The organism is Pseudomonas sp. OVF7 (assembly GCF_030644265.1).
GTDB classification, from domain to species: domain Bacteria; phylum Pseudomonadota; class Gammaproteobacteria; order Pseudomonadales; family Pseudomonadaceae; genus Aquipseudomonas; species Aquipseudomonas gorinensis.
The window spans coordinates 4,655,762-4,669,876 of record NZ_CP128996.1 but is presented as its reverse complement, the minus strand read 5'-3'; the positions used below and the strand labels follow the sequence as shown (position 1 = coordinate 4,669,876).

Genomic DNA, 14,115 nt, shown 5'->3' with positions numbered 1-14,115 from the left:
TTGTGGGGAGGTGTACGGGCAACATGTCGCAAGTCATGTTGTCGTACAACATTGCAATAGTCGCAGGGCTTTTGGAAAGTAAAATTTAGACAATTTGCGCATTGTCTTGGGTTGTGGAGGGTTTGCGAGGTTTTCTGTCTTGTACGATGTCTCATCACAGGTTAAAACTAGTGTCCCGTCTAACAATAAAATAACGGAGATACCCATGGATTTTCCCCCTTTGCCTGCCCGCACCGACCACAGCCGCCGCGTATTTCTCAAGCGCTCCCTGGCGGTTTCGGCGTCGGTGGCGGTGCTGGGCAATCTGCCCGAGTTGGCGCAAGCGGCGGAGCCGTTGAGCCAGCGTTACCCCGACCCACTGATCAAGGTGCTCGACGACAGTTTCCTCGAGTTGCGCCTGTTCAATGCCAGCGTCGAACGGCTTGCCAGCGGTTTGCGCTGGGCCGAGGGGCCCGTTTGGATCGGCGATGGCCGCTACCTGCTGCTCAGCGATATTCCCAACAACCGCATCGTGCGCTGGGACGAAGTGACCGATAGCCTGTCGGTGTACCGCGACAATGCCAACTTCTCCAACGGCATGTGCCGGGATCGCCAGGGCCGGCTGCTGGTGTGCGAAGGCTCGACCACCTCCCGCGAGGGGCGGCGTATCACCCGCACCGAGCACAACGGCAGCATTACCGTGCTGGCGGACAGTTATGACGGCAAACCTTTCAACTCACCCAACGATATCGTGTGCAAGCGCGATGGCTCGGTGTGGTTCAGCGACCCGCCATTCCAGACCGGCAACAACTACGAAGGGCACAAGATCACGCCCACCCAGCCCCATGGGGTCTATCGTATCGACGGCGAAAGCGGCATGGTCACGCGGGTGATCGAGGACCTCAATGGGCCGAACGGACTGTGCTTTTCGCCGGATGAAAAGACCCTGTACGTGGTGGAGGGGCGGGCCAAGCCCAACCGGCTGATCTGGGCGATCGACGTCAACGCCGACGGCACCCTCGGCGCACGCCGCAAACACATCGAGGGGCTGGATTACGCCGCGCTGGACGGTATCAAGTGCGACGAGAGCGGCAACCTCTGGTGTGGCTGGGGCGGGAATGGCGACCCCAAGGCTGACCTGGAAAAGCTCGATGGCGTGCGCGTATTCAACCCGCAGGGCAAGGCGATCGGGCACATCTCGTTGCCGGAGCGTTGCCCCAACCTGTGCTTTGGTGGCCGCGAAGGCAACCGCCTGTTCATGGCCGGCAGCCATTCGATCTATGCGCTATTCGTCAACACGCGAGACGCCAGTTTCGCCTGACCGGGTGCTGAAAAAACCACTGTGGGCGTCGGTTGAGCGGCGCCCGCAGTGGCATTTTGGCGCTATGCTGCGTGCTCCCGAGGGATCAGAGGCACAGGCAAATGGATTTCAATTGGCACAGCGACCCCATCACCCGTAGCACCCCCGTCACCCCACGCTATAAAAACACTCAGAACGTGCGCCGTTTCATGCTCGAACACTGCGGCCCTGGGTTCAGGTTCGATCGGCCGTTCATGGCCTGGATCCGCAACGAGCAGCCTAAGACCCTGGGCGATGTCGTGGATGAATGGCAGCGTCGCCACAAGGGGGCATGACCATGGATCGAACTGACGGCCGTCACCCACGATTGAACCGCCGATGATCGCCCAAGGCATGGCGGTATTGCTCCACTACACCGCTTACGTGGCGCCGGGCGTGCTGCTGCTCGGTCTGTGGTTCGTGCTGACGCCCAGGTCATTGCCGGCGATGCGTATCCTGATTCTGCTGGTGGCATTTGTGCTGATGCGCGATGTCATGACGCCGCTGGGGCTGTGGGCGCTCAGTGACGCCGTGCAGATTGCGTTCACGGCCAATACGTTTGTGCTGGCGGCGCTGGGTGGTCTGTCGCTGCTGCTGATTGCGCTGCTTGCCCAAATGGCGCCGGAATGGTCGCGGTGGGTTGTCTGGTCCAGGGGGCATCGGGCGCTGGGCCTTGCGGTGGGGCTTGTCGTGGGCTGCCTGATCGGAGTGCCGTTGCGGCTGTATCAGGGCATCGAGGCGCATGGGATCCCTGGCTACTGGGTATGGCTGCCGGGCATGGTGGTGTTGGCTTATGGTGCCAACGCCTTGGAAGAAGTGCTGTTTCGCGGTTATTTGCAGGGGTATCTCGAGCAGCAACTGACGCCATTACGGGCGGCCTTGATCAGTGGCGTGGCCTTTGCGGCCTGCCATGCATTCCTGGCCCTGAGCGTCACTCAGTTGGGCTGGCCGGTGTTGCTGTTTACTCTGATCGAAGGGCTGGCCTGTGCGTTGGTGCGCATGCGTTACGGCGTGTTGGCGGCGATATTGACCCATGGCACGGCGATCCTGTTGATTGCAGTGCCGCTCACGGTGTGAGGCGAGCGGGGCTGTTGTGGCGAGCGGTCTTGCCTGTGGCGAGCGGGCTTGCCCCGCGTTGGGCTGCGCAGCAGCCCCAAAACCAGGCACCGCGGTGTGTCAGTTAAAAACATATCGCCTGTAATGGGGCCGCTTCGCGCCCCAACGCGGGGCAAGCCCGCTCGCCACAGGCAAGCCCGCTTGCCACAACAGCCCCGCTTGCCACAAAAAAACCGGTCGTTTGAGCGGTGATTTTAATCCTTGATAATCAATGGGTTGAGTGCACTGTCTGCGTCAGTTCGTTGCCAGCGCCGGGGTGCGCGGGGGGATCAGGCGTTTGCTGCCGGTCGCTTCATACGCCGAAGCGAACCGCAGCAGCGCCGAGTCATCGTAGGCGCGGCCAGCAAACGTCAGCCCGACCGGCATGCCGATATCGGCCATCACCCCCATTGGCACCGTCACTGTGGGCACGCCCAGGTGGCGAATGGCGAGGTTGCCGTTGGCCACCCACACGCCGTTGCTCCAGGCAATATCCGCCGACACCTCGTTCACATCGGCATCCGCCGGCCCCACGTCGGCCACGGTTGGAAAGATCACCGCGTCGAGCCCGAGCGTTTCCATCCACTCTTCCAGGTCGATCCGGCGTGTCTGTTCAAGGCCGCGCAGGCCATCGGGCAGGCTGCTGATCTGGTCCCAGGGCGTGATGCCGCGCTGGGCCATGCGCACATACTCGTCCATGCCGGCGGCCAGGTCGTCTTCGCGGTTGGGCAAGGTGCCGGGGTCGTGGGGGAAAATCTTCGGCCCATCGACGTCCGCCAGGCGGTTCAGGTGCGGGTCATTGTTGGCGCGCAGAAAGTCATCGAAAGCCCATGCAGAAAGCTCCCACAACTCATCGTGCAGGAACTCCTTGGACACCAGGCCGCGGGTAAACACCGTCGGCGCGCCGGGGCGATCGCCTTCACAGTTGGACACCAGCGGGAAATCCACTTCGAGCACTTCGGCACCGGCGGCTTCGAGGGCCTGGCGGGCGGCTTGCCACAACGCGATGACGCTGGCGCGGGTGTGGATCTTTTGCCCGGTCGGGCCACCGATTCCGGGCTTTTCGCTGGTGCCGGCGTCAGGGTCGGCGTTGATGTACATGCGGGGTACGCCGAAACGTTTGCCGGCGAGGGTAGCGGGCGACGCGGCCAGTGCCGCGTAGGACGCCGGGCGCACCGAGGCGACGCTGGGGATCGGCACCCAGGGTTGCAGGCGCCATAAGTCGCCACGGGTGTCGGGGTCTTCGGCGACCACCACGTCGAGCACTTCCAGCAGGTCGGCCATGGTGCGTGCGTAGGGCACCACCACGTCCATGGTCGGGGTCAGCGGCCAGTTGCCGCGCACCGAAATCACGCCACGGGAGGGTGTGTAGGCACACAAGCCATTGTTGGATGCCGGCCCGCGTCCGCTTGACCAGGTTTCTTCGGCCATACCGAAAGCCGCGAAGCTGGCGGCGGTTGCAGTACCGGCGCCGTTGGAGGAGCCGGAGGCGAACGGTGCGGTGAGGTAGGCGGCGTTATACGGGCTTTCCGCGCGGCCATACACGCCGCGTTGCATGCCGCCATTGGCCATCGGCGGCATGTTGGTCTTGCCCAGGCAGATGGCGCCACTGGCCCGCAGGCGCTCGATGGTGAAGGCGTCGCGGTGGGCGACCAGTTGGGCGAACGCCGGGCTGCCGGACGCGGCCGTCAGGCCCTTGACCAGGTAGCTGTCCTTGGCGGTGTAGGGGATGCCATCCAGTGGCCCCAACGTTTCGCCCCGTGCCCGGCGCGCATCGGACGCGGCGGCTTCCTGCAGGGCTTCGGGGTTGCGCACCACCACCGCGTTCAGCGCGGTCGGCGTCTGCGGGCCGTCATAGGCATCGATCCGTGCCAGGTAAGCCTGGACCAGTTCAACGGCCGTGGTCTGGCCGGTTTCAAGCGCCGCGCGCAATTGGGCAATGGAGACTTCGGTAACTTGCATGAGTTTTTTTCGCCGCCTTCAGGTGGGGGTATGGCGGCAGTCTACGTACAGATATTTCACAAAACCAGCGCCGAATACGCTTCATAGGCGGCACGCATGACCTGCCAGGTGGCGGCGTCTGCAGGAATCAGATGTTCGATACGCAGCGAGGCCAGGGTGATGTCCTGGGGCATGCCAAAGGTGGTGAAGATCGACAGGAAATTCAGCTCGCCCTGGGGTGAGCGGATGCGGGTCAGCACCAGGGGTGGCAGTGCCTTGGGCAGATCGGCGTTGCCTGGTTTCGGCAGGTTCGCCAGCAACGCCGCCAACGTGGGATCGCCCAGCGCTTCACGGGTTGCCCGCTGCCAGGCGAGGCTGCGGATTTCTTCGGCATTGACCAGGTGATCGCCGAGGCCGCCGGGTTGCAGCAGGGTGGTCAGCAGGTTCAAGCCGTCTACGCGTGGCTCGATCCCCAGCAGTTCAAACAGCACGCCGGTACTGGCATTGGCCGCCAACACGTCCCAGTGGCTGCCCAGCAGGATTGCGGGGGCCGGATTGTTGGCGTGCAGTACATGCTCGACCGCTTCACGAATCGCCGCCATGGCCGGCGAGGTGAGCGGGGTGGCGGTGTAGCGGGGCGCGAAACCAGCGGCGAGGAACACGCGGTTGCACTGCTCCAGCGGCGTCTCCAGGGCACTCAGCAAGGTGTGCAGGGTGGCCGGGCTTGGCTTGGCGCGGCCGGTTTCGAGACAGCTGAGGTGGCGCTGGGAAATGCCGGTGATCAGGGCCAGATCGAGCTGGCTCAAGCGTGCCTGTCGGCGTAGCTGGCGCAGGTGCTCGCCGGCGGTAGCGGGAGTATCCATGGCGGGTTCATGACCTCCGAGGTCATTGCGAGGGGGCCAACCCTATCACTAACCTGGGCCTCGATCACACCAAGGACGAGACCATGCATAGACCTTATATTGCCCTGGCGGGTTTGCTGGGTTTTTCGCTGTATACCCTGGCCACGATGCTGACCGCCGAACAGTCGTTGATCGCGTTCGGACGCGAATTGCTGTCACGACCGGACACGGCGCAAGTGGTGATCGACCTGTACCTGATGGCGCTGCTGGCCTGTGTGTGGATGTATAAGGATGGGCGGAGGCGAGGGCGCTCGACAGCGTCGCTGTTGCCGTATTTTTTGCTGACGGCGGTGTTCGTTTCGCTTGGGCCGTTGCTTTATCTCGTGGTGAAGGGGTTTAAGGATGAATGATCTGCTCCACCTCTAGCGGTAGGCGCCGACGCCCGTACGATCCACCAGCCGGATGCTGTCACGCCCACCCCGCTTGGATTCATACAGCGTGGTGTCGCCTTGTTCGATCAAGGCGGCCAGGCTCGGGGGCGGTTGGTCGAACAGGTTGGCGCCGATGCTCAAGGTGACGCGTTCGGGGGTGGCAAAGGTTTGTGCGGCAAGTTGTTGAAACTGCTCGCGCAGGTCGCTGCCCAGTTCGATCACCTGCTCCTTGGAGACCGGGTTCAGCAGGATGACGAATTCGTCCCCGCCCAGTCGCGCCGCCAGTGCGCCCTGGGGCACCAGGCTGCGGATCATTTCACTCAAGGCGATCAGCAAGCGGTCGCCGGAAGTATGGCCGTGGTGGTCGTTGACCCCTTTGAAGTTGTCGATATCGATCAGCAGCAACGCCCCCGGCTGCGACGGTGACACCTGGGCCAGCAGCCGTGGTGCGCGCAGGTCGAGGGCGCGGCGGTTGTAGAGGGCGGTGAGTGGGTCGCGGGCGGCCAGGCGGGCGATCTGCTGTTCGCGGCGATAGCGTTCGGAGCCGGTCATGGACAGGGCGATCAGCATGATCGCCATGGCGCCTTCCACCAGGGAGATCTGGATGATCTCGCCCTTGAACGCCGCCAGGTCGATCAACGTGCCGGGGATCAGCACAGACAGCGCCTTGGCCACGTAGAACACGCCGTGGGCCAGCAGCACATAACGCAGTTGCACCGCGCCGATGCTTAACGATTTGCCATGGGGCCGCAGCAGGAAACTGGCGCGCAAGGTCGGCAGTGCCACCAGTAGCGACTGCACCCCCAGCATGGCTTTGGACCAGGGCAGTTCGGCCGGCAACATCAGCATGCCGAACCAGGCGAACAGCATCAGCAGCCATAACCGCGACAGCCGCACGTGGGTGAACCGCGCCACACCGAGCAAAAACAGAAAGTGTGCGCTCACCAGCAAGCCGTTGGCGAACCAGATACCGATCATCAGAAAGCCGCTGCTGCGCAGCAGCGCCAGGGTGGAGCCGATCGTGATGATGGCGAAACCGGCGCTCCAGTACAGCAGCGACGGTTCGCGTACGCTGCGCCATTCAATGGCCAGGTACAAGGCGGCAGCGGCTGCCAGGGCAACGGTGAGTGCCAAAATCGTGGGAGGGTCGAGCGTCATTTCGTGCCGGGTCTGCCTGGGTGTGCGTTTGAACCGGGATTGTAAGCGCACACGCAGGTTTTTTCAGAGCCCTCATCGTATGGCATACAGCCATCTGATGATCGGCCAGTCAGACGCCTTTGGTCGAGGGCAGCAGTATCGTGAGGATGCCCACCAGCGGCAGGAACGAGCACAGTGTGTAGACGTACTCGATGCCATGGCTATCGGCGAGCAGGCCCAGTAGCGCCGCGCCAATCCCGCTGAAGCCGAACATCAGGCCGAAGAATATCCCGGCGATCATGCCGACATTGCCTGGCACCAGTTCCTGGGCAAACACCACGATGGCCGAGAATGCCGAGGCGAGGACAAAGCCGATGATCACGCTGAGGACAGCGGTCCAGAACAGGTCGACGTAAGGCAGGGCCAGGGTGAACGGCGCAGCGCCGAGAATCGAGAACCAGATGACTTTCTTGCGGCCGATCCTGTCGCCGATCGGGCCGCCGGCGAAGGTGCCGACGGCAACCGCGCCGAGGAACAGGAACAGGTACATCTGGGAGCTGGAGACCGACAGCTGGAATTTTTCAATCAAGTAGAACGTGAAGTAGCTGGTCAGGCTGGTCATGTAGAAGTATTTGGAGAAGACCAGGACGGCCAGCACCACCAGGGCAAAGGCCACGCGGCCTTTCGACAGGCCATGGCTGGCCTGGCCACCTTGCTTGAGCTTGAACAGGTTGAGGTGGTTGCGGTACCAGCGGCTCAGGCCGTAGAGCACCAGGATGGCGAAGACCGCGAACAGCCCGAACCAGGCGATATGACCCTGGCCGTAGGGAATGATGATCGCCGCCGCCAGCAATGGGCCCAGGGCGCTGCCCGTATTGCCGCCCACCTGGAAGGTCGATTGCGCCAGGCCGTAGCGTCCGCCGGAGGCCAGGCGGGCGACGCGCGAGGTTTCCGGGTGGAAGGTCGACGAGCCCACGCCCACCAGGCCCGCTGCCAGCAGGATCGCCGGGAAACTGCCGACAAATGCCAGCATCAGGATGCCGATCAAGGTGCACACCATGCCCGCCGGCAGTAGCCAGGGCTTGGGGTGACGGTCGGTGTGGTAGCCGATCCACGGTTGTAGCAGCGACGCGGTCAGTTGGAAGGTCAAGGTGATCAGGCCGACCTGGGTGAAGGTCAGGCCGTAGTTGGCCTTGAGCATCGGGTATATCGACGGCAGCACGGCCTGGATCAGGTCATTGATCAGGTGGGCCAGGGCGCAGGCGCCGAGGATACGCATGACCAAGGGGCTTGTTTGCGCAGCACTGGCTTGAGGAGTGCTCGCCGTGGCGGCGGGTGACGCGGTCAGGGTGGACATACAGGTATTCCATGCAAGGCAGCGAACGGTGTGGAGCGGGCAGCGATGATGTGAAGCGCTGCTCTATTTATAGGTACGGCGTTTATGCTAGATTTGCCGAAAATGCCTGTCTCGCGAAATTCGGGCAGTAACCATTGCAAAAAGGGCGAAATCATCAAATCACTGGATCTATTTCTGCAAGAAATCGATGAGGGCGCCTGGACCGTCATCAGTTCGGCCACTGACTATCCCGAGAACTGGGTGATCCCCGAGCACAGCCATGAGAAGCATCAACTGCTCTACGCCATCGAGGGCGTGATGGTGGTGCATTCGGCGCACAACCAGTGGACGGTGCCGCCCAATCGCGGTTTCTGGATGCCCTGCGGCCATCGGCATTCCCTGCGGTGTGTGGGGCCGCTGAAGATGCGCAGTGTGTTTGTACGCCCCGACAGTTTCCCGAACCTGCCCACCGAGACCAAGGCGGTGAGCGTTTCGCCGCTGCTCAGCGAATTGATCAAGGCGTCGGTGAGCCTGAAGCCGCCGTATGCCGAAGACTCGCGCGATGCGCGGATCATGCACCTGATACTCGACGAGCTTGCGCTGTTGCCGGCCTTGCCGTTGTCGCTGCCGCAGCCCGCCGACCCGCGAATCAACCAGATCTGCGTGGCGTGGCAGGATGACCCCGGCGATGCCTCCACTGTCGCCGATTGGAGCGAGCGCCTGGACCTGGACCAGAAAACCATCCAGCGCCTGTTTCGCAAGGAAACCGGCATGACCTTTGGCCAGTGGCGCCAGCAAGCGCGGTTGCTGCTGGCACTGGAGCGCCTTGCCGTGGGGCAGAAGATTATCGACGTCGCCCTCGGGCTGGGCTACGAAAGCCCGAGTGCCTTTACCAGCATGTTCAAGAAACAGTTTGGCAAGACGCCGAGTCATTTTTTCCGATAACGCGGTCCACGCCCAGCAGGCCGTTGAATGTATCGAGGTCCAGCGGCCGGCTGAGGAAGTAGCCTTGCCCCTCGTCACAGTCCACGGCCTTGAGCATGGCCAGGTGTTCGGCGGTTTCAATGCCCTCCGCGGTGACCGTCAACGCCAGGGCACGGCCCAACCCCACGATGGCCTGGATGATTGCCTTGTCGTCGGCGCTTTCTGCCAGCCGGGTCAAGAAACTGCGGTCTATTTTCAAGCCGTCGAACGGGAAGGCGCGCAAGTAGCTCAGGGACGAATAGCCAGTACCGAAGTCATCCATGGCGATGCGGATGCCCAATTGCTTGAGCGTGTGCATCACCTCCAGCGCGCCGACGGCATCCTCGAGCATCACGCTTTCGGTCACTTCCAATTCCAGGCGCGAAGGGTCGATGCCTGAGCTGTCAAGGGCGTGTCGTACGCGCTCCACCAGGTTGCCGCGCTTGAATTCGGTGGGCGACAGGTTGACCGAGACAAACAGCGTGTCCGGCCACTGGGCCGCGCAGGTGCAGGCGTTTTCAAGCACCCAGTCGCTCAGCGACAGGATCAGCCCGGACTCTTCGGCAATCGGAATGAAGGTGTCCGGCGCGATCAAGCCGCGCTGCGGATGCTGCCAGCGAACCAGCGCTTCGGCTCCCACCATCAGCCCATCGGCAATGCGATAGCGCGGTTGGAAGTGCAGGCGTAATTCTGCGTGCTTGATCGCATAGCGCAGGTCGCTTTCCAGGCGCCGACGTTCGATGATCCGCGTGTTCATTTCGCCGGAGTAAAACCGCCAGGTGTTGCGGCCGGCCGCTTTCGCTTCGTATAACGCAATGTCGGCGTAGCGCAGCAGTTCGCTGGCTTCGTGGGCGTCGTCGGGGGCGATGGCAATGCCGATACTGGCGCTGATGAAGACCTCCTGTTCGTCGATTCGGATGGCGTGCTCGATAGACTCGATCAAGCGCTTGCAGAGGCTTTCGACTTCGTCTTGAGTGCCTGCTTCGCTCAGGATCAGCACAAATTCATCGCCGCCGACGCGGGAAACCAGGTCGCCATGGCGCACACAGTTGGTCAGGCGGCTCGACACTTCATTGAGCACCCGATCACCGGCGGCGTGCCCCAGCAGATCATTGACCGGCTTGAACCGATCCAGGTCCAGGCTGAGCATTACCAAGGGGTGTCCGGCGTGGGGCAGGGCCTTGAGTTTGCCATCCAGGAACGCTTGCAGGCGCGTGCGATTAGGCAGCCCGGTCAAGGCATCATGCTGGGACAAAAACTCGATGCGCCGACGTGATTCGACCTCTTCAGTCACGTCGGTGGCCGTACCGCGAAAACCGCCGCAGGGCATTTCCCGTGCCGATAGCCGCGTGGTGCGTTCCTGCCCCTGAGCATCGAAATAGCGGCACTGCACGCTGATATCCACGCATCGGCCCGGGGTGTTCAGCCATTGCGAAAGCAGGCCGGCTTCGGTGTCCAGCAAGTCGCTCATCGCGGCGCCGATCCAGGCTTGCCGCGCCAGGCCGGTGACACTTTCGAAACGCTCCGACAAGTAGGTGAAGCGCCATTGGGCGTCGATTTCCCAGACCCAGTCAGAACTGGCCTCCACCACATCGCGAAAGCGTGCTTCGCTGGTGGCCAAGGCATTCTGGCTGTCTTGCAGCGAAGCGTGGCTGGCATCCAGGGCGAGGGCCGCGGCAGTGGCTCGGCGCAAAATCACCCACGTCATCAGGCACACCAGCAACGCGGCCAGCCCCAACAGTGGCAAGCCTACGCCCATCAGCCGCAGGCCGGGACGGGCAGGCTCCCAGTGCAGGCTGCCGGCGGCGCCGTTATCGCCGAGGGGGAAAACCAGGGTCTGGCCGATGTCATCGGCAGTGGCGACGTGCAGTTTGCTGACGCCAAAGTCATCGCCGATCGTGGTCAGTTTGGCGCTGTCGAGGATGTCGACGAAGATCAGCACTGACGCTGGCCGGTCGTCCGCTATGACCGTCGGGTCGGTGCCCGGGGTGATCGCCGCAGCGGCTACGAGCGCGGGGCTGCCACGCACGTTGATGAAGGCCGTGACCGGCGTTTCATTTTCAGCGCCTGCACGCGCCTGTTCGATAATCTCGGTCAGGGGTTGGTCGAGCCATTGGCTGAGTTCAATGCTGCGCAGCTTGCCCCCAATCACGGCGTAAACGGTGTGATTGACGTCGTTGACCACAAACAGGCCCTGGAAGCCGAAGTCCTGGTACAGCGTTGCCCCGACGTTGCCGCGACTATAGGCCCAGTCGCTGTCCACCGTCATATGAAGGTGCTTATAGGCATCGCTCCAGAACGCGTAGTCTTTGACGGTGACCCGCAGCGATTTCTCCAGGGATTGCACCGCTTTGCGGGTATAGAACGCGCTCTCTTGCTGCTCGGAGTGGTCCAGGTCATGGGCGAGGTAAACCAACGAATAGGCAGCGGCTGCAAATACCAACGTCAGCAAGGCGATGAAATTGAACAGCGAGGTACGCGTCAGCGACAGGCTGGTACGGTTGGAAAGCTTGCGCACCATCGGGGTAAGAGAGTTCGGCATTGTTTCCCGCAGCGTATTGCTGCAAGTCAGGGGGGATGCCTGGTTATCGGCGGCGCGGGCAAAACAATTAGGGTTTCAGCGGTTGTCGTTCGCGCTGGAGCGCCGTGCGCCCGCGCGGGTTGGGCTTCACTGGAACACTGTCGCCGTATTCGCTCCACCACAGCATCAATGCCTGCATCGTCGGCCCCAGTGCGCGGGCTTTTTCGGTCATTTCATATTCGACCCGGGGTGGCACTTCGGCGAACACCGTGCGGGTGATCAAGCCGTCGTTTTCCAGTTCCCGCAGTTGCGCCGTGAGCATGTGCTGGGTAATGCCACCGATCGCCTTGCGCAGCTCACCAAACCGATAAACACGCTGGTTCAACAGCCACATGATTTCCAGCTTCCACTTGCCTGAAAGCAGTGAGAATGCGCGTCGCATTTCTTCGTGCATATTCGGCTTTTCAGCGCTTTTAGTCTGGTTTTCCATACTGACTGCCACTTTTTCATCCTACTTGTGTCGATTCATGTTGCCAGGGATCTTAGCGCAAACCCGCTGCAATAAACCCTGTATCCCATGGAGAAAACACATGTCCCGACTCAACGGAAAAGTAGCCATCGTGACCGGCGCCGGACGCGGTATCGGCCGTGCCACGGCGCAGTTATTTGCGGCGCAGGGCGCCAAGGTCGCGGTGGTCTCGCGTACGGCGGCAAACGTCGAGCGCGTGGTGGCCGATATCCAGGCCGCTGGCGGCACAGCGCTGGGCGTCGTGTGCGATCTGTCCGACGCCGCGCAGGTCAGCGCAGCAGTGCAGGACGTTGTGGCCACCTACGGCGGCATCGATATCCTGGTGAACAACGCATTCGACCCCAGTGTGGTGTTTTCATCGGTCCTCGACCTGCCCGTGGAGCAACTGCAACGCAATTTCGACATGGGGCCCATCGCCTACCTGCGGACCATGCAGGCGTGTTATCCGTATCTGAAGGCCAGCGGCGCAGGGCGGGTGATCAACTTCGGATCGTTGGCGGGCATTATCGGCCTGCAAGGCTACGCGCCCTACAACATCGCCAAGGAAGCGGTGCGCGCCTTGACGCGTTCGGCGGCGCGGGAATGGGGCGTGGACAACATCACGGTGAATAACCTGTTACCGGTGGCCGACACCTGGGGCGACGCTTACGACGCGCCCGCGCCGACCAATGTACTGGGACGCTATGGCTCGCCGGAGGAGGACATCGCGCCAGTCGCGCTTTTCCTGGCCAGCCAGGACGCGCAGTTCATTACCGGCTACAGCCTGACCCCTGATGGCGGGCAAATCATCGACAGCGCGCGATAGTGGCTGGCGCGCCCAGCCAGCCAGGCCAGCAACGCCGCGGCGCTCAGTACCGCGGCACTTGACTCGAACGTGGCCCGGTAGCCGCTGAGGTCGAATACCCAACCGCCGACGATGGCGCCCAGGGCGATCGCCAATTGGATGATCGCCACCATCAAGCCGCCGCCGGCTTCCGCATCATCCGGCAGGACCTTGGCCAGCCAGGTCCACCAGCCAACCGGTGCGGCGGTGGCCACCAGGCCCCAAACGCCCAGCAGCATTGCGGTGATGAGCGATGAACCGCCAAAGGCGACCAAGGCCACGGCGGTCAGCGCCATCAATACAGGAATGACGGTCAACGTGGCGTACAGGTGGTTTTTCAGGAAACGCTCGATCAGGAACGTGCCCGCCAGGCCGGCCAGGCCAAGCACCAGCAACATCAGCGAGAGCTTAGAAACGCTGGCCCGGGTCACGCCTTCCAGGAACGGCCGCAGGTAGGTGAACAGCATGAACTGGCCCATGAAAAACACACTGACGGCGAGCATGCCCAAGGCCACCGGCCGATGGTTCATCAGGCGCAGGCCATTGGAGGACGCCCCTTCAGCACGCGGCTTGATTGACGGCAGGCTTATCAGCAGCCATGCCACGGCGACGATGGCGACCGGAACCACGCAGAAAAATGCGCCTCGCCAACCGATCAGTCCGCCGACAAAGCTGCCCAGCGGTGCGGCGATCACCGTTGCGAGGGCGTTGCCGCCGTTGACGATGGCCAAGGCACGCGGTACCTGGGGTGTCGGTACCAAACGCATGGCGGTGGCGGCCGACAGCGACCAGAAGCCGCCGATGGCGACGCCGATCAACGCGCGGCCCAGCATGAACACCCCGTAATTCGGGGCCAACGCCACCACCGTGCCGGACAGGATCATCAGCAGGGTCAGGGCGATCAGCAGGCGCTTGCGATCGACCCGGGCAGCGACGGTGGCGATAACCAGGCTGGTCAACAAGGCAAACAACCCGGAGACGGAAATACCTTGGCCGGCCTGGCCTTCGCTGATGTTCAGGTCGGCGGCCAAGGGGCTGAGCAGGCTTACGGGCATGAACTCGGAGGCCACCAGGGCAAAGGCGGCCAGGGACAAGGCGAGCACGGCGCCCCAGCGTGGGCGAGAGGAGGAGTGGTCCATGGGGGAGTCCTTCTGTGTGAGCGGCGGCCTCGACAGTGAG

13 protein-coding genes are annotated in these 14,115 nt (G+C 62.7%); 6 read left to right on the top strand and 7 right to left on the bottom strand.

The annotated features are described in order from the left end of the window. The first annotated feature begins 205 nt into the window (after nt 1-205). From QU606_RS21220 to QU606_RS21210, 3 genes are all read left to right on the top strand, one after another. A complete protein-coding gene (locus tag QU606_RS21220) occupies nt 206-1,300 on the top strand; it encodes an SMP-30/gluconolactonase/LRE family protein (RefSeq protein ID WP_024075864.1) in 1,095 nt (364 codons plus the stop codon). A gap of 101 nt (nt 1,301-1,401) precedes the next feature. After that, nucleotides 1,402-1,614, top strand: a complete 213-nt coding sequence (locus tag QU606_RS21215; RefSeq protein WP_024075863.1) for a DUF6434 domain-containing protein — start codon at nt 1,402-1,404, stop codon at nt 1,612-1,614. A 43-nt stretch (nt 1,615-1,657) separates the two neighbouring features. Further along, complete coding sequence (locus QU606_RS21210) at nt 1,658-2,395, top strand: CPBP family intramembrane glutamic endopeptidase (protein WP_069076288.1); 738 nt, start codon at nt 1,658-1,660, stop codon at nt 2,393-2,395. 273 nt (nt 2,396-2,668) lie between these two features. Here the strand turns inward: QU606_RS21210 and QU606_RS21205 are convergent, their stop codons facing one another. Both QU606_RS21205 and QU606_RS21200 read right to left on the bottom strand, forming a co-directional pair. Continuing rightward, complete coding sequence (locus QU606_RS21205) at nt 2,669-4,375, bottom strand: amidase (protein WP_304997475.1); 1,707 nt, start codon at nt 4,373-4,375, stop codon at nt 2,669-2,671. 56 nt (nt 4,376-4,431) lie between these two features. After that, the gene (locus QU606_RS21200) at nt 4,432-5,217 is read right to left on the bottom strand and encodes a helix-turn-helix domain-containing protein (protein ID WP_069081337.1); all 786 of its coding nucleotides are present in this window, start codon (nt 5,215-5,217) and stop codon (nt 4,432-4,434) included. A gap of 83 nt (nt 5,218-5,300) precedes the next feature. Here QU606_RS21200 and QU606_RS21195 point away from each other — a divergent pair, with 83 nt between their 5' ends. Next, nucleotides 5,301-5,606, top strand: coding sequence for a DUF2834 domain-containing protein (locus QU606_RS21195; protein ID WP_024075859.1), 306 nt, complete (start codon nt 5,301-5,303; stop codon nt 5,604-5,606). A gap of 12 nt (nt 5,607-5,618) precedes the next feature. On the opposite strand, the gene QU606_RS21190 is transcribed toward QU606_RS21195, so the two are convergent. Continuing rightward, nucleotides 5,619-6,785 carry a GGDEF domain-containing protein gene (locus tag QU606_RS21190; protein ID WP_277379584.1) on the bottom strand — a complete coding sequence of 389 codons (1,167 nt, stop codon included), beginning with the start codon at nt 6,783-6,785 and terminating at the stop codon, nt 5,619-5,621. A 109-nt stretch (nt 6,786-6,894) separates the two neighbouring features. Next, on the bottom strand, nt 6,895-8,121 hold the full coding sequence (locus QU606_RS21185; RefSeq protein WP_024075857.1) for an MFS transporter: 1,227 nt from the start codon (nt 8,119-8,121) through the stop codon (nt 6,895-6,897). 102 nt (nt 8,122-8,223) lie between these two features. Between QU606_RS21185 and QU606_RS21180 the strand changes: the two genes are divergently transcribed. After that, entirely contained in the window at nt 8,224-9,045 is an 822-nt protein-coding gene (locus QU606_RS21180; protein WP_024075856.1) for a helix-turn-helix domain-containing protein, read from the top strand. Here QU606_RS21180 and QU606_RS21175 read toward each other — a convergent pair. Both QU606_RS21175 and QU606_RS21170 read right to left on the bottom strand, forming a co-directional pair. After that, nucleotides 9,002-11,605, bottom strand: coding sequence for an EAL domain-containing protein (locus QU606_RS21175; RefSeq protein WP_051448891.1), 2,604 nt, complete (start codon nt 11,603-11,605; stop codon nt 9,002-9,004). The genes QU606_RS21180 and QU606_RS21175 overlap by 44 nt on opposite strands. Before the next feature lie 67 nt (nt 11,606-11,672). Further along, nucleotides 11,673-12,074, bottom strand: a complete 402-nt coding sequence (locus QU606_RS21170; protein WP_102625344.1) for a helix-turn-helix domain-containing protein — start codon at nt 12,072-12,074, stop codon at nt 11,673-11,675. A gap of 100 nt (nt 12,075-12,174) precedes the next feature. Between QU606_RS21170 and QU606_RS21165 the strand changes: the two genes are divergently transcribed. Continuing rightward, entirely contained in the window at nt 12,175-12,918 is a 744-nt protein-coding gene (locus QU606_RS21165; protein ID WP_069081332.1) for an SDR family NAD(P)-dependent oxidoreductase, read from the top strand. On the opposite strand, the gene QU606_RS21160 is transcribed toward QU606_RS21165, so the two are convergent. Next, entirely contained in the window at nt 12,870-14,075 is a 1,206-nt protein-coding gene (locus tag QU606_RS21160) for an MFS transporter (protein ID WP_304997474.1), read from the bottom strand. The genes QU606_RS21165 and QU606_RS21160 overlap by 49 nt on opposite strands. Nucleotides 14,076-14,115 lie beyond the last annotated feature (40 nt).